This is a genomic window from Massilia sp. Soil_C_3 (assembly GCF_057657035.1).
The window spans coordinates 194,157-218,625 of sequence record NZ_JBDGJG010000009.1 but is presented as its reverse complement, the minus strand read 5'-3'; the positions used below and the strand labels follow the sequence as shown (position 1 = coordinate 218,625).

At 65.4% G+C, this 24,469-nt stretch carries 19 protein-coding genes; 14 read left to right on the top strand and 5 right to left on the bottom strand.

Going from position 1 to position 24,469, the window contains the following annotated elements; genetic code table 11:
- The first annotated feature begins 124 nt into the window (after nucleotides 1-124).
- From icmF to AC3A6F_RS19790, 5 genes are all read left to right on the top strand, one after another.
- Nucleotides 125-3,412 (top strand): fused isobutyryl-CoA mutase/GTPase IcmF, encoded by a 3,288-nt coding sequence (gene icmF / locus AC3A6F_RS19810; RefSeq protein ID WP_487683881.1) that lies wholly within the window; start codon nucleotides 125-127, stop codon nucleotides 3,410-3,412.
- A 44-nt stretch (nucleotides 3,413-3,456) separates the two neighbouring features.
- Complete coding sequence (locus AC3A6F_RS19805; protein WP_487683878.1) at nucleotides 3,457-3,786, top strand: hypothetical protein; 330 nt, start codon at nucleotides 3,457-3,459, stop codon at nucleotides 3,784-3,786.
- Between the two features lie 169 nt (nucleotides 3,787-3,955).
- A complete protein-coding gene (gene prsT / locus AC3A6F_RS19800) occupies nucleotides 3,956-6,733 on the top strand; it encodes an XrtA/PEP-CTERM system TPR-repeat protein PrsT (protein ID WP_487683875.1) in 2,778 nt (925 codons plus the stop codon).
- Between the two features lie 240 nt (nucleotides 6,734-6,973).
- Nucleotides 6,974-7,573 (top strand): GNAT family N-acetyltransferase, encoded by a 600-nt coding sequence (locus tag AC3A6F_RS19795; RefSeq protein ID WP_487683871.1) that lies wholly within the window; start codon nucleotides 6,974-6,976, stop codon nucleotides 7,571-7,573.
- A gap of 41 nt (nucleotides 7,574-7,614) precedes the next feature.
- On the top strand, nucleotides 7,615-8,493 hold the full coding sequence (locus AC3A6F_RS19790) for a ThiF family adenylyltransferase (protein ID WP_487683869.1): 879 nt from the start codon (nucleotides 7,615-7,617) through the stop codon (nucleotides 8,491-8,493).
- 119 nt (nucleotides 8,494-8,612) lie between these two features.
- Here AC3A6F_RS19790 and pepA read toward each other — a convergent pair whose 3' ends face one another.
- The 5 genes from pepA to AC3A6F_RS19765 form a co-directional block, all read right to left on the bottom strand.
- Nucleotides 8,613-9,413 (bottom strand): flocculation-associated PEP-CTERM protein PepA, encoded by an 801-nt coding sequence (gene pepA, locus AC3A6F_RS19785; RefSeq protein WP_487683867.1) that lies wholly within the window; start codon nucleotides 9,411-9,413, stop codon nucleotides 8,613-8,615.
- A gap of 181 nt (nucleotides 9,414-9,594) precedes the next feature.
- On the bottom strand, nucleotides 9,595-10,260 hold the full coding sequence (locus AC3A6F_RS19780) for a class I SAM-dependent methyltransferase (RefSeq protein ID WP_487683864.1): 666 nt from the start codon (nucleotides 10,258-10,260) through the stop codon (nucleotides 9,595-9,597).
- 79 nt (nucleotides 10,261-10,339) lie between these two features.
- Nucleotides 10,340-11,068, bottom strand: a complete 729-nt coding sequence (locus AC3A6F_RS19775; RefSeq protein ID WP_487683861.1) for a GNAT family N-acetyltransferase — start codon at nucleotides 11,066-11,068, stop codon at nucleotides 10,340-10,342.
- Between the two features lie 309 nt (nucleotides 11,069-11,377).
- Nucleotides 11,378-11,983, bottom strand: a complete 606-nt coding sequence (locus AC3A6F_RS19770) for an XrtA/PEP-CTERM system exopolysaccharide export protein (protein WP_487683858.1) — start codon at nucleotides 11,981-11,983, stop codon at nucleotides 11,378-11,380.
- 191 nt (nucleotides 11,984-12,174) lie between these two features.
- On the bottom strand, nucleotides 12,175-12,939 hold the full coding sequence (locus AC3A6F_RS19765; RefSeq protein ID WP_487683855.1) for a S1 family peptidase: 765 nt from the start codon (nucleotides 12,937-12,939) through the stop codon (nucleotides 12,175-12,177).
- A gap of 401 nt (nucleotides 12,940-13,340) precedes the next feature.
- On the opposite strand from AC3A6F_RS19765, the gene AC3A6F_RS19760 reads away from it, so the two are divergent.
- From AC3A6F_RS19760 to AC3A6F_RS19720, 9 genes are read left to right on the top strand one after another with little or no spacing between them, the layout of a single operon-like run.
- Nucleotides 13,341-14,873, top strand: a complete 1,533-nt coding sequence (locus tag AC3A6F_RS19760; protein WP_487683852.1) for an XrtA system polysaccharide chain length determinant — start codon at nucleotides 13,341-13,343, stop codon at nucleotides 14,871-14,873.
- 26 nt (nucleotides 14,874-14,899) lie between these two features.
- Nucleotides 14,900-15,811 (top strand): XrtA-associated tyrosine autokinase, encoded by a 912-nt coding sequence (locus AC3A6F_RS19755; protein WP_487683849.1) that lies wholly within the window; start codon nucleotides 14,900-14,902, stop codon nucleotides 15,809-15,811.
- Nucleotides 15,792-17,420: a TIGR03016 family PEP-CTERM system-associated outer membrane protein gene (locus AC3A6F_RS19750; RefSeq protein WP_487683847.1), complete on the top strand. Its 1,629-nt coding sequence runs from the start codon at nucleotides 15,792-15,794 to the stop codon at nucleotides 17,418-17,420. Before AC3A6F_RS19755 ends, AC3A6F_RS19750 begins: the two co-directional genes overlap by 20 nt.
- A 27-nt stretch (nucleotides 17,421-17,447) precedes the next feature.
- A complete protein-coding gene (locus AC3A6F_RS19745; RefSeq protein WP_487683844.1) occupies nucleotides 17,448-18,473 on the top strand; it encodes an XrtA/PEP-CTERM system-associated ATPase in 1,026 nt (341 codons plus the stop codon).
- Between the two features lie 35 nt (nucleotides 18,474-18,508).
- Nucleotides 18,509-19,393: an XrtA system polysaccharide deacetylase gene (locus AC3A6F_RS19740; RefSeq protein ID WP_487683841.1), complete on the top strand. Its 885-nt coding sequence runs from the start codon at nucleotides 18,509-18,511 to the stop codon at nucleotides 19,391-19,393.
- Nucleotides 19,390-20,487 carry a FemAB family XrtA/PEP-CTERM system-associated protein gene (locus AC3A6F_RS19735; protein ID WP_487683839.1) on the top strand — a complete coding sequence of 366 codons (1,098 nt, stop codon included), beginning with the start codon at nucleotides 19,390-19,392 and terminating at the stop codon, nucleotides 20,485-20,487. The genes AC3A6F_RS19740 and AC3A6F_RS19735 overlap by 4 nt, the downstream gene beginning before the upstream one ends.
- Nucleotides 20,488-20,491: 4 nt before the next feature.
- The gene (locus AC3A6F_RS19730; protein WP_487683836.1) at nucleotides 20,492-21,685 is read left to right on the top strand and encodes a TIGR03087 family PEP-CTERM/XrtA system glycosyltransferase; all 1,194 of its coding nucleotides are present in this window, start codon (nucleotides 20,492-20,494) and stop codon (nucleotides 21,683-21,685) included.
- Nucleotides 21,676-23,253, top strand: coding sequence for an exosortase A (gene xrtA, locus AC3A6F_RS19725; RefSeq protein ID WP_487683833.1), 1,578 nt, complete (start codon nucleotides 21,676-21,678; stop codon nucleotides 23,251-23,253). The genes AC3A6F_RS19730 and xrtA overlap by 10 nt, the downstream gene beginning before the upstream one ends.
- An 11-nt stretch (nucleotides 23,254-23,264) precedes the next feature.
- Nucleotides 23,265-24,449, top strand: a complete 1,185-nt coding sequence (locus AC3A6F_RS19720; protein WP_487683830.1) for a TIGR03088 family PEP-CTERM/XrtA system glycosyltransferase — start codon at nucleotides 23,265-23,267, stop codon at nucleotides 24,447-24,449.
- Nucleotides 24,450-24,469: the final 20 nt, after the last annotated feature.

The following is a 24,469-nucleotide window of genomic DNA, read 5'->3' as shown; positions in this document are numbered from 1 at the left end:
AGAGATACGCAATGTGAAATGAATCGAAGGCGGCGGTATTACTTCGGCGCGAGCTTGACGTTAACGTTAACGTCATATAACTTACCAGCATCCCGTCCTCACCGATCTCAAGGACCCTCCCCTCATGAACGACATCACTCCCTCGGCGAAGCTCGACCTGCCCGAACAGCCGCGCCTGGCCAACAAGGTCCGTTTCGTCACCGCCGCCTCGCTGTTCGACGGCCACGACGCCTCGATCAACATCATGCGCCGCATCCTGCAGTCGAACGGCGCCGAGGTGATCCACCTCGGCCACAACCGCTCGGTCGACGAGGTGGTCACCGCGGCGCTGGCCGAGGACGCGCAGGGCATCGCCATCTCGAGCTACCAGGGCGGCCACGTCGAATACTTCAAGTACATGATCGACCTGCTGCGCCAGCGCGGCGGCGAGCACATCAAGGTGTTCGGCGGCGGCGGCGGGGTGATCGTCCCCAGCGAGATCGACGACCTGCACGCCTATGGCGTGACGCGCATCTTCAGCCCGGAAGACGGCCAGCGCATGGGCCTGGTCGGCATGATCCGCTCGATGCTCGAAGCGTGCGACGTCGACCTGTCGCCCTACGCCCCGACTTCGCTCGCGGCCCTGCGCGAAGGCGAGATCGCGGCGCGCCACCGTCCGCTGGCCCAGCTGATCACGGCGCTGGAGAACGATCGGGTCGACCCCGGCCTGCGCAAGGAGATCCTGGACACGGCCGACACGCTGCGCGTGCCGACCCTGGGCATCACCGGCACCGGCGGCGCCGGCAAATCCTCGCTGACCGATGAACTGATCCGCCGCATCCGCCTCGACCAGGGCGACCGCCTGAACATTGCCGTGATCTCGATCGACCCCTCGCGCCGCAAATCGGGCGGCGCCCTGCTGGGCGACCGCATCCGCATGAACGCGATCAATCCGTGGAACGGCCAGCAGCGCGTGTTCATGCGCTCGCTGGCCACGCGCGAAGCGGGCTCCGAGATCTCGCAGGCCCTGCCCGACGTGATCGCCGCCTGCAAGGTGGCCGGCTTCGACCTCGTGATCGTCGAGACCTCAGGCATCGGCCAGGGCGACGCCGCCATCGTGCCGCACGTCGACACCTCGATGTATGTGATGACGCCGGAATTCGGCGCCGCCTCGCAGCTCGAGAAGATCGACATGCTCGATTTCGCCGATCTCATCGCGATCAACAAGTTCGACCGCAAGGGCGCGCTCGACGCGCTGCGCGACGTAGCCAAGCAATACCAGCGCAACCGCGAACTGTGGTCGATGAACCCGGACCAGATGCCGGTCTACGGCACCCAGGCCTCGCGCTTCAACGACGACGGCGTGACCGCCCTCTACCACGGCCTGCTGCCGAAACTGGCGGCGCTGGGACTGACACTCGAAAGCGGCAGCCTGCAGGCGCCGGCGCAGCGCTACTCGAGCGGCAAGAACGTGATCGTGCCGCCCGCGCGCAGCCGCTACCTGGCCGAAATCGCCGACACCGTGCGCGGCTACCACCGCCGCGTCGGCAGGCAGGTGACGCTGGCGCGCGAGCGCCAGCAGCTCCAGGAAGCGCAGCGCATGCTGGCTGCGGCGGGCAAGGACGCCGACTTTGACGACGTGATCGCGCAGCGCGACAACGCCATGGACGGCGAAGCCAAGGCGCTGGTGGCCTCCTGGCCGCAGTTGCAGGCGACCTACGCGGGTGAAGAACACGTGGTGAAAATCCGCGACAAGGAAATCCGCACGCGCCTGATCTCGACGACCTTGTCCGGCAATCCGGTGCGCAAGGTGGCGTTGCCGCGCTTCGAGGACCATGGCGAAATCCTGCGCTTCCTGATGCTGGAAAACGTGCCGGGTTCCTTCCCCTACACTGCGGGAGTATTCCCCTTCAAGCGCGAGGGCGAAGATCCGACCCGCATGTTCGCCGGCGAAGGCGACGCCTTCCGCACCAATCGGCGCTTCAAGCTGGTGTCGACCGGCATGGACGCCAAACGCCTGTCGACCGCCTTCGATTCGGTGACACTGTACGGCGCCGACCCGGCGCTGCGGCCTGACATCTACGGCAAGGTCGGCAACTCGGGCGTGTCGATCGCGACCCTGGACGACATGAAGGTGCTGTACGACGGCTTCGACCTGTGCAGCCCGTCGACCTCGGTCTCGATGACCATCAACGGCCCGGCCCCGACCATCCTGGCGATGTTCATGAATACCGCCATCGACCAGCAGATGGACAAGTTCGTCGAAAAGAACGGGCGCCAGCCGACCGGCGCCGAGGCCGAGGAAATCCGCGCCTGGGTGCTGACCGCCGTACGCGGCACCGTGCAGGCCGACATCCTGAAGGAAGACCAGGGCCAGAACACCTGCATCTTCTCGACCGAGTTCTCGCTCAAGGTGATGGGAGACATCCAGGAATATTTTGTGACGCACGGCGTGCGCAACTTCTACTCGGTGTCGATCTCGGGCTACCACATCGCCGAAGCCGGCGCGAATCCGATCTCGCAGCTGGCCTTCACCCTGTCGAACGGCTTCACGTTTGTGGAAGCCTATCTGGCGCGCGGCATGCACATCGACGACTTCGCGCCGAACCTGTCGTTCTTCTTCTCGAACGGCATGGACCCGGAATACACGGTGCTGGGCCGCGTGGCGCGCCGCCTGTGGGCGGTGGCCATGCGCGACAAGTACGGCGCCAACGATCGCAGCCAGAAGCTCAAATACCATATCCAGACCTCGGGCCGTTCGCTGCACGCGCAAGAGATCGACTTCAACGACATCCGCACCACGCTGCAGGCGCTGATCGCGATCTACGACAACTGCAATTCGCTGCACACGAACGCCTACGACGAGGCGATCACCACGCCGACCGACGAATCGGTGCGCCGTGCGCTGGCGATCCAGCTGATCATCAACCGCGAATGGGGCCTGGCGAAAAACGAGAACCCGAACCAGGGCGCCTTCATCATGGACGAGCTGACCGACCTGGTCGAAGAACAGGTGCTGCAGGAGTTCGAGCGCATCGCCGAACGCGGCGGCGTGCTGGGCGCGATGGAAACCGGCTACCAGCGCGGCAAGATCCAGGAAGAGTCGATGCTGTACGAGCACAAGAAGCACGACGGCAGCCTGCCGATCATCGGCGTCAATACCTTCCGCAACCCGAAAGGCGCGGGCGCCCCGGCCACGATCGAACTGGCGCGCTCGACCGACGACGAAAAGCAATCGCAGCTGCAGCGCCTGGACGATTTCCACGGCCGCAACGCCGATGCGGCGCCCGCCGCGCTGGCCGCCCTGCGCCAGGCCGCGATCGACAACGAAAACGTGTTCGCGCGCCTGATGGACGCGGTGCGCGTGTGCTCGCTGGGCCAGATCACGACCGCGCTGTTCGAGGTCGGTGGGCAGTATCGGCGCAATATGTAATACGCAGGCCGTAGAATGGCCCCGTATCCACCACGGAGCCATCCATGACGATCCAGCCAGACCAGCTCGCCGCCCTGATGCGCGAAGTCGAACGGGAAGACCCGATCGACTTCGCCGACCTGCCCTTCCCCGAGGACGAGATGCGCGCTATCGTCGCCAACCACCTGTGCGAGATGGCGGCGGCGATGGAGAGCTTCAGCGAGGAAGACCGCACGCTGACCTTGCTGGCCGTATCGGCCAAGCTGGTGCTGGAAAACCTGGTGCTGCACGTGCAGCTGTTGCGGCGCCATGGCCTGCCGGTGGGCGAGAATGTGGAAGCCCTGCTGGGCCGGCTGCGCCGCGATGCCGGCCCGGATGGCGGCGGCGCGGGGTAATTTTCCCGCGTAGCAATTTTTTCAACATTCATGCAACAGGCATCGGATAAGTTTTGCAATAGCTGTGTCCGTTTGTACACTGGTTGCGCGGTTCCTTCAGGTATGATTTGTTGTTGAGAATTTCGCTTACCCGGCGAAACGACCGTCTCCACTGCCTGAGGAATTCCACATGCCGCGCCATCCCACCAAGCTCAAACTCACCGCCGCCATCCTGACCGGCGCCCTCCTGACCGTCGGCCTGGCCGGCTGCAACCGGACCCAGTCGACCGAAACCCTGCTGGCGGAGGCGTCCGAGTACCAGCAAAAAGGTGATATCAAGGCTGCCCTGATCCAGCTCAAGAACGCCGTGGCGAATAGCCCGGAAGACGGCGAGGCGCGCCTGGCGCTGGGCACCTTGCAGCTGTCCACCGGCGACAACGTCTCGGCCGAGAAGGAACTGGGCCGCGCGCGTTCGCTCGGCATCGCCGACGAGCGGGTGCTGCCGCTGCTGGGCCAGACCCTGGCGCAGCAGGGCAAGTTCAAGGAGGTGCTGGAACTGATCACACCGGAAAAGGCCGGCAAGTCGGCCGCGCTGCTGTCGCTGCGTGGCGATGCGCTGCTGGGCAGCGGCAAGCCCGACGAGGCGAAGCAGGCCTACGAGGCGGCCCTGGCCGTGAACGCCAATTCCGGCGACGCCCTGATGGGCCTGGCACGCCTGTCCGCCGTACGCGGCCAGCGCGATGCCGCCCTCCTCTACGTCGACCAGGCGGTGGCCAAGGATCCGAAGAATCCCGAAGTCTTCATCATGCAGGGCGCCATGCTGCGTTCGATGAACAAGCCGGACGAAGCCCTGGCCGCCTACGACAAGACGCTGGCGCTCAAGCCGGATCACCGCGGCGCCCATATCGAGAAAGCCTATATCGAGATCGCGCGCGGCAAGTTCGACGCGGCGAAGAAAGAAGTCGAGGCGGCGGAAAAGAACTCGCCGGGCAGCCTGCTGGTGGTGTACACCCGCGCCCTGTATGAATTCTCGCAAGGCAAGCACTCGGCGGCGAAGGATGCGCTGGCCAAGATCCTCAAGGTCGCACCCAACCACTATCCGAGCATCCTGCTGGCGGGCGCCTCCGAGCTGCAGCTGGGCGGCACCCAGCAGGCCGAGCAGCATCTGCGCAAATACCTGGAAGCCAATCCGAACAACGTCTATGCGCGCAAGCTGCTGGCCCAGGCCCAGCTCAAGAATTCCCAGCCGGCCGATGCCGCCGCCACCCTGGCGCCGGCCCTGAAGGAGGCGCCGCAGGATGCGCAGCTGCTGGCCCTGGCCGGCGAATCGTATATGCAGGTGCGCGACTTCGACAAGGCCAGCAACTACCTGCAGCAGGCCGCCACGCTGGCGCCGGAGGCAGCCGCCGTGCGCACCTCGCTGGGCCTGTCGCGCCTGGCCCAGGGCGACCAGGCGCGCGCACTGAGCGACCTCGAAATGGCCGCCACGCTCGACCCGAAGTCGCTCCAGGCCACCATGGCCCTGGTGCAAACCGAGATGGGCATGAAGCGCTACGACAAGGCGCTGGCCGCCGTCAATGCGCTCGAAAAGCAACAGCCTGACAGCCCGCAAGTGCAGCAGCTCAAGGGCGCTGTCTACATGGTCCAGGGCAAGAACGCGGAGGCGCGCACCGCCTTCGAGAAGGCGCTGTCGCTGCAGCCGAGCTTCCTGCCGGCGGTGACCAACCTGGCGCGCCTGGACGTGCAGGACAAGAAGCCGGACGCCGCCAAGGCCCGCTTCACCGCCTTCCTGGACAAGAACAAGGACAACGTCGAGGCCATGACGGCGCTGGCCGAGCTGGCCACGCTGCAAAAGAACCCGGCCGAGGCCACGAGCTGGTACGAGAAGGCCAGCGCGGCCCAGCCGAACGCCATCGCGCCTTCGCTCAAGCTCGGCGCGCACTACCTGGCCACCGAACAGGCGCCCAAGGCGCTGGCGCTGGCCCGCAAGCTGCAAACCACGCATCCGACCGATGCCGGCGTGCTCGAACTGCTCGGCCAGTCGCAGGCCGCGAACAAGGACTTCAACGGCGCGCTCGACACCTACAGCAAGCTGGTCAACGTGCTGCCGAAGGCGCCCGGCGCCCAGCTCCGCCTGGCCCAGGTGCAATTGGCGCTGAAGAACGAATCCGCGGCCGCCAACCACCTCAAGCGCGCGGTCGATCTCCAGCCCGACTTCGTACCGGCGCGCCTGATGCAGGTCGACCTGGCGCTGCGCGGCAAGCGTCCGGACGAGGCGCTGGCGGTGGCGCGCGCGCTGCAGAAGGCGGCGCCCAAGGCGCCGGTCGGCCACGTCATCGAAGGCGACGTGCTGATGTCGCAGCGAAAATTCGCCCAGGCCGAACAGTCCTATGAAAAAGGCCTGTCCCTGGCGCGCTCGTCGGAACTGACGGTCAAGGTGATGCAGGCCCTGCAGGCCGGCGGCAAGAGCAAGGAAGCGCTGGCGCGCGGCCAGGCCTGGCTCGCCGCCCAGCCGGACGACGTGCGCGTCTCGCTGCTGGTGGCCGAGCTCAACCTGTCGGCCAAGGATTACAAGGGCGCCATCGCCAAGCTCGAGAACGCGCAAAAGCGCGCCCCCGAGCATCCGCTGGTGCTGAACAACCTGGCCTGGGCCTACCAGCAGGTGAAGGATCCGCGCGCGCTGGCGACCGCCGAGAAGGCCTACAAGCTGGCCGGCGACAGCCCGGGCGTGATGGACACCCTGGGCTGGGTGCTGGTGGAGCAAGGCGACACCGCGCGCGGCCTGCCGCTGCTGCAGAAGGCCAGCAGCCAGGCGCCGAACTCGATGGAGATCCGCTACCACCTGGCGCAAGCCCTGCACAAGAGCGGCGACAAGGCCGGCGCACGCCGCGAGCTCGACAAGCTGCTGGCGTCGAGCACGCCGTTCGCCCACGCCGACGAGGCGCGCGCGCTGCTCAAATCGCTGTAACCGGGGCGTTCGCCGCGGGGCCTTGCCGGGCTCCGCGGCGAACCCGCTGTCGCGTCACCGACCCCGTCAATAAGGGCACGCTGCGTGCACGCCGGGGGTGCGCGGCCTCATCCTATCGAACGCTGGATTTATTAATGTCGCGATAAGATAACGTTCTCCTAAATGAGGATGTTTATCGTGGACGACGATTCGTACGGAATCCGGCTTACCGATACTTCGGACGGTCGTAACACGGCCAGTATGCTGATCAACAGGATGTATGCCTGGCGCGGCTACACCGGAGATCACCAGCCCAGCAGCGACCCCAACCGCATCACCCTGACCGCCACCGACAAGGGCGACGTGGTCGGCACGCTCAGCATCGGCATCGACTCCGAGGTCGGCCTGATGGCCGACGAAATCTTCAGGGACGAACTCGACGCCCACCGCGGTCGCGGCGCGAAATTGTGCGAGTTCACCAAGTTCGCCTTCGACCCTTCGGTGCGCTCCAAGACGGCGCTGGCCAATGTGTTCCACCTGGCCGTGATCTACGCGCGCGACATGCATGGCTGCACCGACATCGTGATCGAGGTCAATCCGCGCCATCGGCGCTTCTATGAACGCATGCTGGGCTTTCGCAAGGAAGGCGAACTCAAGGTCAATCCGCGGGTCGATGCGCCGGCCTACCTGCTGCGCGTGAACCTGGCCTTCGTCACCGAACAGATCGCCCTTTTCGGCGGCAGCTACGCCGCCGAGGGCGAGACCGAGGAGCGCTCGTTCTATCCTTATTTCTTTTCCCCACGCGAAGAGCGTGGCATTATCAATCGCCTGTTGCGCATGGATGAATCGCATCCGGCATGAGGGCCGGCGCCCTTGTTCCCCACTTCTTTCCTGAACCGTCAATGAATAAACCGTTCAACTACGAACAGGCGTTCTCGCGCAATATCGGCTGGGTCACGCTGGCCGAACAACAACAGCTGCGCGGCAAGCGCGTCGCCATCGCCGGCGGCGGCGGCGTCGGCGGCGTCCACCTGCTGACCCTGGCGCGCCTGGGCATCACGCGCTTCCACATCGCCGATTTCGACAGCTTCGACATCGCCAACTTCAACCGGCAAGTCGGCGCCATGATGTCGACCGTCGGCCAGCCCAAGGCCGAGGTGCTGGCGCGCATGGCGCGCGACATCAACCCCGAGATCGAGATCGCCATCTTCCCCGACGGCGTCCACAAGGACAACCTGGACGCCTTCCTGGACGGCGTCGACCTGTACGTCGACGCGCTCGACTTCTTCGCCTTCGATGCGCGCCAGCAGACCTTCGCCGCCTGCGCCCGGCGCGGCATCCCGGCCACCACCGGGGCGCCGCTGGGCATGGGCGCGGCCCTGCTCAACTTCATGCCGGGCAAGATGACCTTCGAGGAATATTTCGGCTGGGGCGACCTGCCGGAGCAAGAGAAGGCGATCCGCTTCGTGGTCGGCCTGGCGCCGGCCGGCCTGCACCGCCCCTACCTGGTGGTGCCCGAATCGGTCAACCTGGCCGAGCAGCGCGGCCCATCGACCTTCATGGCCTGCCAGCTGTGCGCCGGCATTTGCGCCACCGAGGCGCTCAAGATCCTGTTGCAACGCGGCGACGTGCTGGCGGCGCCCTGGGGCATGCAGTTCGACGCCTACCGCAACAAGCTCAAGCGCACCTGGCGCCCGGGCGGCAACCGCCATCCGATCCAGCAACTGATGCTGGCGATCGGTCGCCGCCAGTTCGCGCGCATGGCGGCGGCCGGACGCTGAAGCACGCCGGCGCCGCGCCGGCCTCATGAACGCCCGACGTCAAAAAGCCACTGCCGGATCGCTCCGGCAGTGGCTTTTTACCTTGCAGCGCTGGGCCTGCGAAGCAGGCCCGTGCGTACTTAGGCGGCTTTCTTGTTGCGGCGACGGGCAGCGTACAGGCCCAGCATGCCCAGGCCCAGCAGGCCGACCGATGCTGGCTCAGGCACTTCGGCCACGTTGCTGAAGACCACGTCCAGCGAACCGTTGATTTCCTGGGTGCCGACAGGGTCGAAGTTGTTCAGCTGGCCCGACTGGAACGACAGGTCGTAGAACGGGTTTGGCGAGGTGAAGAACTGGGTACCGAAACCGGCCAGGGCGAAGCTCGAGCTGGCGCCGAAGCTGCCGCAGTTGATGCCGCTAGGACCGCAGGTCGGCAGGGTTGGGTCGAGCACGCCGAAGCCCGACAGCGGATCGCCTTCGGCCAGCAGCAGGTCGTCGTCCGACGCGCCCACGGTGACCGAGTTAGCGCCGTTGCCAGGCATGGTGAAGGTCGAGTCCAGGTTGGCGTCCAGGTACATCGCCAGGCGGCCGCTGCCTTCGTTGAAGCGGAACACGTTCGTGCCGTTTTCGACAGCGAAGGTACCCGACGCGGTGTACAGGGCGTACAGGCCATAGTCGTTGTTCAGGCCGGTGCGGGTGACCGGGGTGGTGCCGCCGTTGGTGACGAACTGGCCGGCGTTCCACACCAGCGACACGTTGAAGGTGCCGTCGGTGTTGAAGGTGGCGATCTCGTTGTAGTTGCCGGTGATCTTGTCGGCGGTGAACGAGCGGCCGTCATATTCCACGGTGAACGGGTTGAAGTTATCAGCGTGGGCGGCGGCGCCGAACATCGAGGTTGCAGCGATTGCACAAGCGATAATGGACTTCGAAACTGCTTTCATCTTGGATCTCCTGGTTGTAGGGTTCGTACTAACACCCTCTATCTAAGCAACCATCGTGCCAGCCAAGTCAACCCCTTTAAAATCAATCACTTAACCCAACATTTCGTAGAAGAAATTACAACACTGTAAAATATTCCGACAGCTGCATTTAAGAAATTCTCATACCTTTGTCAGCCCCGTCCTACAGGGATTTCCTCAGCACCACATTCCAGGTATTCCCGGACGTGAATTCGCTGGCGATCTCATAGCCGGCAGCCAGGACCTTGGCGCGCAGCTCCTCGATGTGGAAGGGGCTGTACAGGATGCCCTTGCGGATGCCCCAGTCGTTGATCTTCTGCGCCGCCCAGCGCAATGGCGCGAAGCCGGATGGATACAGCAGCACGTTGGCGGCCAGGGTCCCGCCCGGCTTGAGCACGCGCAGGATGTCGCGCAGGGCGCCGTCGACCGTCGGGAAGCAGTGGATCGAGTTGGCGATATTGGCGGTGTCGAAGCGGTTGTCGGCGAACGGCAGCTGGGCCGCATCGGCATGCTGCACCTCGACCAGCGGATTGCCGGCGAAGCGGCGCCTGGCGCCGGCCAGCATCGACGGGGCATAGTCGATGCCGGTCACCTTGACCGGCGCGAGCTTGCGGCGGCGGCGCCAGTTCAGGACCATCTCGAGCAGGGTGCCGGTGCCGCACGCCACTTCCAGGTGATCCGGTCCGAAGTTGGGCCCGAAGAAGCGCATCTGGGTGCCGATCGTGCTGTTGTAGGCGAAGGTGAGAATGAAAAAGCCGCGCAGGTCGTACCACCACGGTTCGGATGAATAGGCTTCGGCGATTTCATCCCTGGTCTTACCGGTCGTCATGGAGCGTCCTCGTTGATTGAAGTGAAGCGCAAAATATAGGTCGTTAATGAACAGCAGGCAAGCGCGGATCGAATGCGGCTCAGCCCAGCTGGCGCAGGCGGTTGACGATGCCCGCCTCTTCGCGTTGCGAGAAGAACCAGGGGAACAGCGAGCGCTCGCCCACCGCCTTGTCCTGCATGCCGCCCCACTTGGCCACCTGTTCGGTGCCGAAGGCGGTGTCGACGCGCAGCAGGACCGCCGGCGCCTGCACCCGTGGATTGGGGCGCGATTCGCACACGGTCTGGAAGCCGAGCATCGCTTCATAAAAGCGGCGATGGCGCGGATTGACTTCGATGAAGATGTCGCGGCAGGCGTTCAGGTCGCGCGCATAGATCAGGGCCACGTGGAACAGCGAAGCCAGCACCGCCTTGGACTTGACCGCCGGGTCGACCGCCAGCTTGGTGATCTCGCATACCCGTCCTTGCTCGCGCCGTACGTCGATACAGTCCTTGAACACCTGGTCGGCCAGCAAGCCGATTTCGGAATCCAGGCCGAGGCTCAGCGTGCCGAATACCTGGCCGTGGTCGGATGCCGTCAGCGTGATCCGGTTGGGATCGCTATGCACCTGGTGGTTGCCGCTATAGCCGCGCCAGGAATACATCTTACTGATGAGCATACTGGCGGAGTTACGCTGGGAATCGATGTCGGCTGCGCGAATGCCGAACACGCGCTCATTGATGGCGACGTCGATGATGCTCGGTTCGTCGGAGGCGCTCCCGTCATCGCCGCTCGGCGTGGCGAGATAGGTCGGCCCTAATGTCTCGATCATGGTCATTCTCCAGGCAAGACCGGCGCGTCATGCACCGGCGGCATTCCTGATCATCATAGCATCGAAAATTACAATTTATCAACTGTATTAACAACAAGTATTTGCCGTTTTGACATTCATAACGCAGCCGCCATATCGCGACGATAGCAGTTTACGCAGGCTCTGCGACGCGCACGGATAAGAAAATGCGAGGATGGATCACGGCCGCATGGCAGCCAGACACCGTAAAACAGGAAGGGAGCGGCCCTGGGCCGCGCCGGCGATTGCCGGCGGAGAGACCGGCTGCGAAGCCGGTCTTGCAGGTAGGACTTAGAAGAAGCTTTCCGGGATCACCAGAATATCGCCAGGACGCATCATGATGTTCGCCGAGATATCGCCATCATTGATCAGGTCGTCAAGGCGTACATTGATTTTTTCCTGCTTGCCGTCGACGTTGCGAACGATGCTGGCCTTGTTGCCCGAGGCGAATTCAGTCACACCACCGACCGCGATCAACACATCCATCAGCGACATTTCGCGGCGATACGGCAATGCCTGCGGACGGGCGGCCTGGCCGATCACGCGGATCTGCTCGTTGAAGTTGCCGACAAAATTGGTCACGACCACGGTGACGACCGGCTGCTGGATGAACTGGGCGAGGGCCTGTTCGATGTCGCGTGCCAGCTGGGTCGAGGTCTTGCCGGCGGCTGGCAGGTCTTCGACCAGCGGGGTCGTGATCTTGCCGTCCGGACGGACCGGCACTGACATCGACACTTCCGGATTGCGCCAGACAATGATGTTGACGGCATCGCCAGGCCCGATCAGGTAGTCCGGGTTGACCGGCGCCAGCGCGGCGGTACTCGGAGGCACCGGGGTGGAACAGCCGCCCAGCAGCAGCATGCAAGCGGCGGCGCCGGCTGCCAACAGATTCTTCATGGTTTTCGTCATCATCGCGTTCATCCCCTCGCGCCTTACCTGTCCCATGGACTAGTGTTTGGCGTGAATCAAAAATTGTTATTTCGCCATCATGGCCCGCGCTATTGTAGCGCAGACGGCCGCGCCGGCAAGCCGTGCACAATTGAAATCTTTTATCTTGCCGCAAGTAGGTACATCGCCATCGGATGGCGCTAACGATCCAGCAGTTCCTGCACGTGCCGCACCGGGATGGCATACGTGATCCCGCTTGGGGCCGAGATTGCGGACTCCTTCAAGCCTTTCACGAATACCATATTGATCACGCCCAGCACGATGCCGGTCTCCGGATCGTACAGTGGCGAGCCGCTGTTGCCAGGATAGGCTGTGCCGTCGAGCTGGTAGATACTGAACGGGCTGCGCTGCAGCCGGGCCGCCGCGCGCGCGTCGAGCCGGCGCGCGTTGAGCGAAGGCTGCATCACCGGGGTGACCGCCGCCAGCAGCGCGCGATGGGTGGCCGGGTGCAGGCCCAGCACCATGCCGAGCGGGAAGCCGGTGAAGGCCAGGGCCTGGCCCTCGGCCGCGTCCGCATTCCCCAGGCGCAGGGCCGGGAGCGGCGCGCCTTCCAGGCGCAGGTGCGCCAGGTCATGTTCCCGGTCCAGGGCGACCAGCTGCGCCGGACGGAAACGCACGCCGGCGCCATCCGGCAAGACCACGCCAAGCTGCTCCATGCGAGCGGCATCGAGCTTGTCGGGCACGACGTGGGCATTGGTAATCACGCTCAGGCCGTCGCCGACCACGAAGCCCGTACCGCTGAACACGATCGCCGGGCTGCGCGTTTGCAGCTGGGTGCCGACGCCCACGATCGACGGCTTTACCGCCGCTACCGTCTGCGGCAGGGTCGCCGCCCGCGCCAATCCCCCCGTCACGCACAGCAGCGCAGCAGCGGCCACGTATCTTCCAAACAAACGTCGCGTCATTAAAACATCACAATCTTCAGGTAGTTGTAACAGGTGTGAGGCAATCGTACGGCCCCTTTCCTTTTTTAAACATTACAATAAGCTTCTTTGAATTTCAGCAACTATTTGAGGTAACTCGGTGCGCAGCCTGGACTGGGCGGCACATCCCGAATCATCAGATCGTTACGCGAAATACCACAAGCGCATTCCTTAAATGTTTGCGATAATGCAACAACGACGTTGCGATGCACCATTACGCATCGTTCTGTCCAAATGAAGTAGTGTTGCAAACCGATGGCATCGGTGACCGAGAATCGCTGGATTCCCCTACCCTCAATTGCAATTGCTTAGGGTACAAGCGATCATGCTTATTGTTTTTTGTTGCCCCTGCACGCCAGGCCCTGACCAACGAGATCGACACGATGGCTGAAATTACATCCCAGATTCTTCACTTATTAAAAGCCATCGGCAAGTACCGCTGGCACGCAGTCGCGATCACATGGGTCGTCGCACTGGTTGGCTGGGGGATGGTCTACCAGCTACCCAACCAGTACGAGGCAAAGGCGCGCGTCTATGTCGACACGCAGACCATTCTCAAGCCGCTGATGTCGGGCATGACCACCCTGCCGAACCTGAACCAGCAAGTCCAGTTCATGCGTCGCACACTGCTCAGCCGCCCCAACGTGGAACGGGTGGTGCGCGACCTCGACCTCGATGTCAATTCCAGCAGCGGCAAGGAGTTCGACAAGGTGGTCGACGACCTGATCTCCAAGATCAAGATGGTCGGCACCGGTCGTGACGACATCTACACGATCAGCTATACCGGCACCAGCGCGCAGCAGGCAAAGGACGTGGTGCAGGCCTTCCTGACCATCTTTGTCGAAGGCAGCTTCGCCGGCAAGAGGCAGGATTCCGAGAAAGCTGTCCAGTTCATCGACGAGCAGATCCGCAGCTACGAAGAGCGCCTGGCCGCGGCCGAGAATTCGCTCAAGGAATTCAAGATCAAGAACATCGGCATGCTGCCGCGCGAAGGCGCCGACTATGGCGCGCGCATGATGTCGTCCAGCGAAGCCCTGAACCAGGCGCAGCTCGACTTGGCCGAGGCCGAGCAGGCACGCAACGCGATCCGCCGCAAGATTTCGGGCGACAACAGCGGTGGCGGCAGCCGCAGCGTCCCGGTCGTGCAAGACCCGGCGCTGGATGAGCGCATCGCCAGCGTGAACAAGAACCTGGACGGATTGCGCACGCAGTACACCGAACAGCATCCCGACATCGTCGCCAACCGCCGCCTGCTCGAGCAATTGATGGAGCGCCGCGCCGAGCTGGCCAAGAACCCGGCGCCGAGCAGCGATCCGGGCGCCAACTACAGTCCGATGCTGCAGCAGCTGAACGTGCAGCTGTCCGAAGCCGAGGCGCGCGTGGCCTCGCTGCAGGCGCGCGTGGCCGAATTCAGCGCCCGGGTGACCCGCCTGCGCGGCCAGAGCGAGCAGGTGCCGGAAGTCGAAGCCCAGCTGGCCCAGCTCAACCGCGACTATGAAGTCAACCGCGCCAACTACCAGCGCCTGGTCGAGCGGCGCGAGTCGGCCAAGCTGTCGGGCGAAGTGTCGTCGGTGACCGATATGCTGACGTTCCGCGTGATCGATCCACCGACCGCTCCCGCCATCCCTGCCGGTCCCAACCGCCTCCAGCTGTTCACGCTGGTCTTCCTCGGCGCCCTTGGCGCCGGCCTGGCCAGCGCCCTGCTGCTGAGCCAGCTGCGGCCGACCTTCCTGAGCCCGGCCACGCTGCGCGAGACCACCGGCCTGCCGATCCTTGGTTCGGTGAGCATGAACTGGACGTCCGAACAGACGGTGCTGCGCAAGCGCCGCCTGATCATGCTTGCCGCCTCGGTGCTCGTGCTGTTTTGCGCCTATGCCGCCGGCATTGCCGCCATCCTGATCCGCCCTACGATGTAAGGCCGGCTGGCCTATAAGGAGTCAATGTGAGTATTATCGAAAAAGCGGCCAGCCGCATCGACAAGCAGCGCCAGAACGCCGCCCCCGCCGTCAACCATTCGCCGGCCGAGGCCGGTGCGGATGCCGCTCCCGCCGCCGTCCTGGTGGAAGTGCCTGTGGCGGAGGCTGCGCAAGCGCTGCCGGGCGCCGCCCCTGGCGCAGCGCCTGCCCGCACGCGGCGCGTCGAACTCGACCTGAACCGGATGCGCGAACTGGGCATGGTTACCGCCGCCGGCGGACGCACCAACCTGCTGGAAGAATTCCGCATCATCAAGCGCCCGCTGCTCAAGCGCGCCTTCGCCGAGCGCGGCCCGAAAGACAATCCTGCCAACCTGATCATGGTGACCAGCTCGCTGCCGGGCGAAGGCAAGACCTATTGTGCGATCAACCTGGCGATGAGCATCGCCATGGAGCTCGACCATACCGTGCTGCTCGTCGACGCCGACGTGGCGCGCCCATCGGTGCTGCGCACCCTTGGCCTGCCAACCCAGCGCGGCCTGATGGACATCCTGGTGGACAAGGAACTCGACCTGGCGGACGTCATGCTGCGCACCAACGTCGATACGCTGGCCATCCTGCCGGCCGGCACCGCCACGCCGCGCGCCACCGAACTGCTGGCCAGCTCGACGATGACGGCCATGCTGAACGAGCTGGCGAACCGCTACCCCGACCGCATCATCATCTTCGATTCGCCGCCGCTGATGCTGACCAGCGAAGCGCGCGTGCTGGCCAGCCACATGGGCCAGATCGTGGTGGTGGTGGAAGCCCAGACCACGACCCAGCATGCGGTCAAGGAGTCGCTGCACCAGCTGGAAGGCATGAGCAACGTCAATCTCATCTATAACAAGACCAGGGACATCCCCGGCATCGAAGAAACGTATGACTATCACTACGGCTAAGCTTTCCGCCGCCAGCATCGGCGCCGGGCGCGGGACCTTGCGCCTGGCGCCGTTGGCGGCCGCGCTGCTGCTGGCCTCCGTTCCCGCGCATGCCGACTGGCGCGTGACGCCGACCCTGACGCTCAGCGAGATCTGGACCGACAACGTCAACCTGACCGATGATTCACTCGCGCACAGCGACCTGATCACCCAAGTGTCGCCAGGCTTCGAGGTCAGCCAGCGCAGCCGGCGCCTGACCGTGAACGCGGCAGCCCAGCTGCACGCCTTCCACTACCTGCACGATAGCAATGAACGTGGCCTCGACGGCAGCCCCGGCACCGACGAGGACGGCGCCTTCCGCAGTCCGGCCACCATCCAGCGCAGCTACCGCGGCAACCTGCGCGGCGAGTTGGCCCGGGACCTATTCTTCATCGACGCGAGCGCCTCCCGCGGCCAGCAGAACATCTCCGCCTTCGGCCCCCGGATCAACAACGATGCGTATTCGCGTAACAACCGTACCGACATCGAAACCTGGAGCATCAGCCCATATCTGGTGCACCGCTTCGGCAACACCGCTTCCGGCCAGCTGCGCTACACGCGCGACTCGGTGGGCGGCGGCGAGAACGTCGGATTCCGGCGCACCGGCGGCGACACGCTGCAAGCCACGCTGGCCAGCGGTGCGTCGTTCCGCACCGTCGGCTGGGGCATCAACTACAACAAGCAGGAGCTGAGCGGCGACCGCTATGGCGACTCTTCCAGCGAGACCCTGGCCGCCAACCTGAGCTACATGGTCAGCGGCCGCCTGGCGCTGCTGGCCAACGCGGGCTACGATCGCTATGAGTTCGAAGGCCTGGGCGGCGGCGAGCAGGGCGCCAACTGGTCGCTGGGTTTTCGCTGGACGCCTTCGGCGCGCACCAGCCTGCAGGCCACGGCCGGACGCCACTTCTATGGCAATACCGGCAGCCTGCTGGCCACGCACCGCACCCGCCGCACCAGCTGGAACCTCACCTACGCCGACACGATCACCACCTCGCGCCAGCAATTCCTGCTGCCGTCGACCATCGACACCGCCGGCCTGCTCGACCGCATGTTCGCGACCGCCTACCCCGATCCGATCGAGCGCGCGCGGGTCGTGCAGGCCTATCTGCAGCAGACCGGCCTGCCGCCGTCGCTGTCGGAAAGCGTCAATTACCTGAGCAACCGCTTCATGCGCCAGAAGATGCTGCGCGCATCGATGGTGTACCGCAAGGGACGCAGCAGCGCCTCGCTCTCGGCCCACGTCAGCGACCGCAACGCGATCTCCGACCAGCAGAGCGACAGCCCCTTGCTGGGCAGCCAGCAGGGCCGCTTCAGCGACAACGTGCGCCAGCATGGGCTTACCGCGTATTACACCTACCGGCTCAACTCCCAGTCCAATCTGGTCGCCGGCTACGATCTCGACGAAAGCGAATCGCGCAACACCGATTACCGCAACTACCAGCGCACGATGCGCGTGGGCCTGACGCGCCGCTTCGGCGATGCCCGGGCATCGGTCGACGTGCGCCGCCGTAGCGGCGATCTCGGCAACCGGACCAGCGCCGGCACCTATACCGAGAATTCGGTATCTGCCAGCCTGATGATGATGTTTTAAGCGCAACGGAACCAGAACGGAACCACGATGTACGAATCCTATTATGGCCTGTCGGCCAAGCCCTTCCAGCTCCGCCCGGACCCGCACTTCTTCTTCGGCTCCAAGGGCCACAAGCGCGCCATGGCCTACCTCGAATACGGCCTGTCGCAGGGAGAGGGCTTCATCGTCATCACGGGCGAAGTGGGCGCCGGCAAGACTACGCTGGTGCGCAACCTGCTGGGCCACATCCCGCTCGACCAGATCGTGGCGGCGCACATCGTCAACACCAGCCTCGATCCGGAAGACACGCTGCGCATGGTGGTTTCCGCCTTCGGCCTGCCCTACGAGGGCGCCAGCAAGGCCGAGCTGCTCAATCGCCTGGAACAATTTTTGCGCTCGGTCGACCGCCAGGGCAAGCGCGCCCTGCTCGTGATCGACGAGGCCCAGAACCTGAACGCGCGCACGGTCGAGGAATTGCGCATGCTGTCCAATTTCCAGACCGACGACCGCTCGCTGCTGCAAACCTTCCTGCTCGGACAGCCTGAATTCCGCGCCACGCTGCACAGCCCCACCATGCAGCAGCTGCGCCAGCGCGTGATCGCCAGCTACCACCTGGGTCCGATGGATGCGCCGGAAACCCGCGCCTACGTCGAGCATCGCCTGGCCACGGTCGGCTGGAAGGGCGATCCCGCCTTCGACGACAGTGCGCACGCGGTGATCTACGCCTACAGCGGCGGCATTCCGCGCAAGACCAATACGCTGATGGACCGCGTGCTCCTGATGGGCTACCTGGAAGAGCTGCACGGCTTCACCGGCTCCCACATCGAGGAAGTGGTGCGCGACATCTCGGACGAGTTCCAGGCCCCGGATGGACTGGGCGAGCCGGATCCGGCGTCCATGCGCGCTGCCTCAGGCCAGCACGACCTGCAGCACGGCGAACGGCGCAGCGCCAGCGTCGAGCAGCTCGACGAACGCATGATGCGCCTCGAAAAATCGATCGTCTCGGTGCTGTCGATCCTCAAGAAGATCGCCGCCACCCCGCCCGGCTCGCAGCGCCAGCTGGACCAGGAATAACCCGGAAATAGACCCCTTTCAGGAATGGACTTGGCATGAAAATGACCGCTCCCGCCGCCCGCCCGCGTCCCGCGCCGGGCGAGAAGATCCGCAATGCGATGACCTGCGACGTCGAGGATTACTTCCAGGTCTCGGCCTTCGCCCCCTACATCGACCGCGCCAGCTGGCCGACCCGCGAATGCCGGGTCGAAGCCAATATGGAACGCATCCTGGCGCTGTACGAGCGCCATGGCGTGCGCGCGACCTTCTTCACCCTGGGCTGGATCGCCGAGCGCTATCCCGCCATGGTGCGCCGGATCGTCGATGCCGGCCACGAACTGGCCAGCCACGGCTATGGCCACCTGCGCGCCTCGGACCAGAGCCGCACCGAATTCGACAACGACATCCGCTCCTCCAAGGCGCTGCTGGAAGACATCGGCGGCCAGGCCGTGGTGGGCTACCGCGCGCCGAGCTTCTCGATCGGCCACGCCAACCTGTGGGCGCTGGACGCGCTGCACGAAGCCGGCTACAAGTACAGCTCGAGCATCTATCCGATCGCCCACGACCACTACGGCATGCCGGACGCGCCGCGCTTCGCCTTCTACCCGAACGGCCCGGACGGGCTGCTCGAAGTGCCGATCACCACGGTCAAGATGGCGGGCCGCAACCTGCCGGCCGGCGGCGGCGGCTACTTCCGCCTGCTGCCCTACGCGCTGTCGCGCTGGATGATGGAAAAGGTCAACCGCGAAGACGGTGAACCGGCCCTGTTCTACTTCCACCCGTGGGAAGTCGATCCCGGCCAGCCGCGTCCCGAAGGCCTGGGCGCCAAGGCGCGCTTCCGCCACTACGTCAATATCGACCGCATGGAGCGGCGTCTGGAACAGCTGGCGCGCGACTTCAAGTGGGACCGCATGGACCGCATCTTCCTGGATAAGCCATGAACTCGATCATCGAAGCGGCGCAGGCCAAGCGCGCGATGCCTTCCACCGCCGCCGGCGCCCAGACCCTGCACCTGATGCAGCCGCAGGATTGCGCGCGCTGGGACGCTTTCGTGCGCGCCTGCCCCAACGCCACCTTCTTTCACCTGTCTGGCTGGCAGAAAGTCATCGAGCAGTCGTTCGGCATCAAGACCTGGTTCTACTTCGTGGAACAGGACGGCCAGATCCAGGGCGTGCTGCCGCTGGCCGAGATCAAGAGCCGCCTGTTCGGCCATTCGCTGGGCGCGATGCCGTTCTGCGTCTACGGCGGCGTGGCGGCGCTGAACGACGGCGCACGCCTGCTCCTCGACGAAGCGGCCGACCTGCTGGCGAAGAAGCTGGGCGTGGGCCACCTGGAATACCGCGGCATGCACCGCGCCCATCCGGGCGACGCCTCCTGGCATACCAAGGAACTCTACGTCACCTTCCGCAAGGAGATCACGGGCGACGACGAGGCCAATATGAACGCCATCCCGCGCAAGCAGCGCGCCATGGTGCGCAAGGGGATCAAGCTCAACCTGAAAGGCGTGGTCGAGGACAATGTCGACCGCATGTTCGAGGCCTATGCCACCAGCGTGCTGCGCCTGGGCACCCCGGTGTTCCCGAAAAAATACTTCGCCCTGCTGCAGACGACCTTCGGCGACGAGTGCGAGGTGCGCACCATTCTCACCGAAGACGACCGCCTGGTCGGCTCGGTGCTGTCGTTCTACTGGCGCGACGAGGTGGTGCCCTACTACGGCGGCGGCACCGACCTGGCGCGCAGCGTGGCCGGCAATGACTTCATGTACTGGAACCTGATGCAGGCCGCCGCCGCGCGCGGTTGCCGCATCTTCGACTTCGGCCGCAGCAAGCTGGGCACCGGCGCCTACGATTTCAAGAAGAACTGGGGCTTCGAAGCCCAGCCGCTGCCCTACGAATACAAGCTGTACGCATCGACCGCGCTGCCGGACAACAATCCGCTGAACCCGAAGTACCAGCTGTTCATCAAGATGTGGAAGAAGCTGCCCATGCCGGTGGCGAACTTCCTCGGTCCCTACATCGTGCGCAACCTGGGGTAATGCCGTGCAAGACCTGCTGCTCCTGATCCACCGCATCCCCTACCCGCCCAACAAGGGCGACAAGATCCGCTCGTACAACCTGCTCAAGCACCTGGCGCGCGACTACCGGGTGCATCTGGCCACCTTCGTGGACGACGCCGACGACTGGCAGCACGTGCCCAAGGTCGAGGCGATGTGCGCCAGCAGCCATTTCGCGGCCCTGAATCCCCTGCTGGCGCGCGTGCGCAGCCTGGGCGCGCTGGTCAAGAACCGCTCGCTGTCGCTGGACTACTACCAGGATGCGGGCATGGCGCGCTGGGTCGAGCAGACGGTGGCCGCGCACGGCATCAAGCGCGTGATGGTGTTCTCGTCGCCGATGGCGCAATACGTCGACCACCATCGCGACGCGCGCCGCGTGATCGACTTCTGCGACGTCGATTCGGACAAGTGGCGCCAGTACGCCGACAAGAAGTCGTGGCCCATGAGCTGGCTGTACCGCCACGAGGCGCGCCAGCTGCTGCGCTACGAGCGCCAGGTGGCCAGCCAGTACGACGCTTCGCTGTTCGTCTCCAAGCCCGAGGCCGACCTGTTCCGCCAGCTGGCGCCCGAGAGCGTGGCGCGCATCGGCCACTTCAGCAACGGGGTCGACACCGATTACTTCTCGCCCGGGCACGAGCTGGCCAGCCCGTTCGCGCCGAATGAGCGGGCGCTGGTGTTTACCGGCGCCATGGACTACTGGCCCAACGTTGACGCCGTGCAGTGGTTCTGCGACGACGTGTTCCCGGCCCTCGCCGCGCACGACCCGGCGCTGCGCTTCTATATCGTCGGCTCGCGCCCGAATCCGCAGGTCCAGGCCCTGGGCCAGCTGCCCGGCGTGACCGTGACCGGCACCGTGCCCGACGTGCGTCCCTACATCCGCCACGCCACGCTGGCGGTGGCGCCGCTGCGCATCGCGCGCGGCATCCAGAACAAGGTGCTCGAGGCGATGGCCATGGGCACGCCGACCGTGGTCTCGCCACAGGCGCTGGAAGGCATCGACGCGGTGCCGGACCAGGAGCTGGCGGTGGCCGACGGCGCCCCGGCCTGGATCGACACGCTCAATGGGCTCCTGGCCCGCGACAACCAGGACATGGGCCGCGCCGCACGGGCGCGGGTCGAACATCATTACAGCTGGCCGAGCAACCTGGCCTGCATCGAGGAGCGACTGGAATGCTCGTGAACCCACCCAAGGACCTGGCTGCCTCCGCACCGGGCGCCGCCACGACGCCGCTGGCGCCCTCGAGCGCGATGCTGATCGCGCTCGCCCTGCTGGCCCCCTTCTTCCTCTACCTCGGCACCGCCCAGTCGCTGGTGACGATCTGGAACAGTTCCGAGACCTTCGCCCACGGCTACGCCATCCTGCCGATCAGCCTGTGGCTGATCTGGCGCAGGCGCGCGGTGTTCAATGCGGTGCCGGCGCGGCCCTGGGCCCCGGCCCTGCTGCTGCTGGCGGTGCTGGGCGCCGGCTGGCTGCTGGCGCGCATGGGCGAGGTGCAGGTGGTGATGCAGTACGCCTTCGTCTCGATGTTCCCGGTGATCGCGCTGGCCATGCTGGGCCCGCGCCTGGCGGGGGCGCTCGCCTTTCCGCTGCTGTTCCTGCTGCTGGCCGTGCCGTTCGGCGAAGTCTTCGTCGGCCCGCTGATCAACCTCACCGCCGACTTTACCGTGTGGGCAGTGCAGGCCACCGGCATCCCGGTGCTGCGCAACGGTACCCGCTTCGAGCTGCCGACCGGTTCCTGGTCGGTGGTCGAAGCCTGCAGCGGCGTGCGCTACCTGATTTCCTCGGTCACCCTGGGCTGCCTGTACGCCTACCTGACCTACCGCTCCACCAAAAAGCGCCTGCTGTTCGTGGCGGTGTCGATCGTGGTGCCGATCGTCGCCAACGGCCTGCGCGCCTACATGATCGTGATGATCGGCCACCTGTCGGGCATGGAACTGGCCACCGGCGTCGACCACCTGATCTATGGCTGGGTGTTCTTCGGCCTGGTGATGCTGCTGATGTTCTGGGTCGGCAGCTTCTGGCGCGACGACGACGAGCTGCCGGTCACTGATGCGGCTACGACGGTCGCCGCTACCGTGCCGGGCAACCCGGCGCCGGCCTCGATGGCCCGCATGGCGGCGATGTGCGCCGCCGTGGTGGCGCTCACCGCCCTGTGGCCGGGCTTCGCGCGCTACAACGACGCCGCCAACCTCAATCCGCAGCCGGTCCAGCTCTCGAGCGTGGCGGTGAGCTGGCCGCAGGTGGCGCCATTCGCCAGCTGGACGCCGCGCTGGGTGAATCCGGACGCGACCTACCGCGCCACCTTCCGCAACAGCGAAAGCATGCCGCCGGTCGCGCTCGACATCATGTACTACCGCAACCAGCGCAACGGCAAGGCCCTGATCAGCTCCGTCAACACCCTGGCCACCTCGGACGATGCCTGGCATGCGGTCGGCGGCGCGCTGCGCAGCGAGACCCTGGGCGGCCAGCCGCTGACCCTGCGCGAGACGCGCCTGAACGGCCCGACCGGCCAGATCCTGGTGTGGCAGTGGATGTCGATCGACGGCCACCTGACGGCCAATAACTATGTCGGCAAGCTGCTGCAGGCCCAGGCCAAGCTGCGCTTCCGCGGCGACGACGGCGCCGTGGTGCTGCTGTCGGCGCCGGTGCGCGATAATCCGGAAGCCGCGCGCGCCGCCCTGCGCGCCTTCCTGGCGGGCCAGGGCCAGGCGGTCGAGCGCGCGCTGGACCATGCGCGCACCCATTGACGCGCACGATCATGCATAGCGAGCTGTCTGTCCTCAATGCCCAGCGGCCCCTGGTCGTGCACCTGGTCTACTCGCTCGACGTGGGCGGGCTGGAGACGCTGCTGGTCGACTGCATCAACCGCCTGCCGCCCGAGAAATACCGGCATGCGGTGGTGTGCCTGACGCGTTATTCGGAGTTCGCCCAGCGCATCACCCAGCCCGGGGTCGAGCTGTTCGCCCTGAACAAGCCGCCCGGGAACGGCGCGCAAGTGCACGTCGATTTCTGGAAACTGATGCGGCGCCTGCGCCCGGCCATCCTGCACACCTACAACCTGGCGGCGATGGAATTCTGCTTCACCGCCGCCCTGGCCGGGGTGCCGGTGCGGATCCATGCCGAGCATGGCCGCGATGCATCCGACCCGCAGGGCTTGAACCCGAAGCACAACTTCCTGCGCCGCCGCCTGGCGCCGTTCATCGACCGCTATATCCCGGTATCCGATGACCTGCAGCGCTGGCTGGCCGACGTGGTCCGGATTCCGGCCGCAAAGAACCACTTGATCAAGAACGGCGTCGACACCGTACGCTTCGCGCCGCGCGCGGACGTGGCCACCGCCGCGCCCTGGGGGCCGGACGATATCGTGATCGGCGCCGTGGCGCGGGTGCAGGACGTCAAGAACCACCGCAGCCTTGTGGCCGCCTTCGCCCTGCTGCGCGAACGCCTGCCCGCCCTGCGCGCACGCCTGCGCCTGTCCATCATCGGCGACGGCCCGCTGCTGGGCGCGATCCGCGAACAGGTGGCAGAAGCCGGCCTGCAGGACGCGGTCTGGCTGCCCGGCGCGCGCGCCGACGTGGCCGATCTGCTGCACGGCTTCGACCTGTTCGCCCTGCCCTCGCTGGCCGAGGGCACGCCGGTCTCTCTGCTGGAGGCGATGGCGTGCGGCCTGCCGTCGGTGTGCTCGAACGTCGGCGGCATCCCGGAAGTGATCACCGATGGCGTGCATGGCCTGCTGGTGCCGGTCGAAGTAAATGCGTTGGCCGACGCGCTGGCGCGCTACGTGCAGGACCCTGACATGATGGCGCGCCACGGCGCAGCCGCGCGCGCGCGCATCGAAGAAAAATACAGCATGGACGCCATGCTGCGCGCCTATATGGCGCTGTACGACGGCCTGGTCGCGCGCAAGGCGCCGGCCCGGCTGCATCAACCCTTGAATACCTAAACAACGCAGGAAGTGAACGA

What these genes read in the sequence shown, in the direction of transcription:
- icmF (WP_487683881.1), top strand. Translation starts at nt 125, where the DNA reads ATGAACGACATCACTCCCTCGGCGAAGCTCGACCTGCCCGAACAGCCG.
- AC3A6F_RS19805 (WP_487683878.1), top strand. Translation starts at nt 3,457, where the DNA reads ATGACGATCCAGCCAGACCAGCTCGCCGCCCTGATGCGCGAAGTCGAA.
- prsT (WP_487683875.1), top strand. Translation starts at nt 3,956, where the DNA reads ATGCCGCGCCATCCCACCAAGCTCAAACTCACCGCCGCCATCCTGACC.
- AC3A6F_RS19795 (WP_487683871.1), top strand. Translation starts at nt 6,974, where the DNA reads ATGCTGATCAACAGGATGTATGCCTGGCGCGGCTACACCGGAGATCAC.
- AC3A6F_RS19790 (WP_487683869.1), top strand. Translation starts at nt 7,615, where the DNA reads ATGAATAAACCGTTCAACTACGAACAGGCGTTCTCGCGCAATATCGGC.
- pepA (WP_487683867.1), bottom strand. Translation starts at nt 9,413, where the DNA reads ATGAAAGCAGTTTCGAAGTCCATTATCGCTTGTGCAATCGCTGCAACC.
- AC3A6F_RS19780 (WP_487683864.1), bottom strand. Translation starts at nt 10,260, where the DNA reads ATGACGACCGGTAAGACCAGGGATGAAATCGCCGAAGCCTATTCATCC.
- AC3A6F_RS19775 (WP_487683861.1), bottom strand. Translation starts at nt 11,068, where the DNA reads ATGATCGAGACATTAGGGCCGACCTATCTCGCCACGCCGAGCGGCGAT.
- AC3A6F_RS19770 (WP_487683858.1), bottom strand. Translation starts at nt 11,983, where the DNA reads ATGAAGAATCTGTTGGCAGCCGGCGCCGCCGCTTGCATGCTGCTGCTG.
- AC3A6F_RS19765 (WP_487683855.1), bottom strand. Translation starts at nt 12,939, where the DNA reads ATGACGCGACGTTTGTTTGGAAGATACGTGGCCGCTGCTGCGCTGCTG.
- AC3A6F_RS19760 (WP_487683852.1), top strand. Translation starts at nt 13,341, where the DNA reads ATGGCTGAAATTACATCCCAGATTCTTCACTTATTAAAAGCCATCGGC.
- AC3A6F_RS19750 (WP_487683847.1), top strand. Translation starts at nt 15,792, where the DNA reads ATGACTATCACTACGGCTAAGCTTTCCGCCGCCAGCATCGGCGCCGGG.
- AC3A6F_RS19745 (WP_487683844.1), top strand. Translation starts at nt 17,448, where the DNA reads ATGTACGAATCCTATTATGGCCTGTCGGCCAAGCCCTTCCAGCTCCGC.
- AC3A6F_RS19740 (WP_487683841.1), top strand. Translation starts at nt 18,509, where the DNA reads ATGAAAATGACCGCTCCCGCCGCCCGCCCGCGTCCCGCGCCGGGCGAG.
- AC3A6F_RS19735 (WP_487683839.1), top strand. Translation starts at nt 19,390, where the DNA reads ATGAACTCGATCATCGAAGCGGCGCAGGCCAAGCGCGCGATGCCTTCC.
- xrtA (WP_487683833.1), top strand. Translation starts at nt 21,676, where the DNA reads ATGCTCGTGAACCCACCCAAGGACCTGGCTGCCTCCGCACCGGGCGCC.
- AC3A6F_RS19720 (WP_487683830.1), top strand. Translation starts at nt 23,265, where the DNA reads ATGCATAGCGAGCTGTCTGTCCTCAATGCCCAGCGGCCCCTGGTCGTG.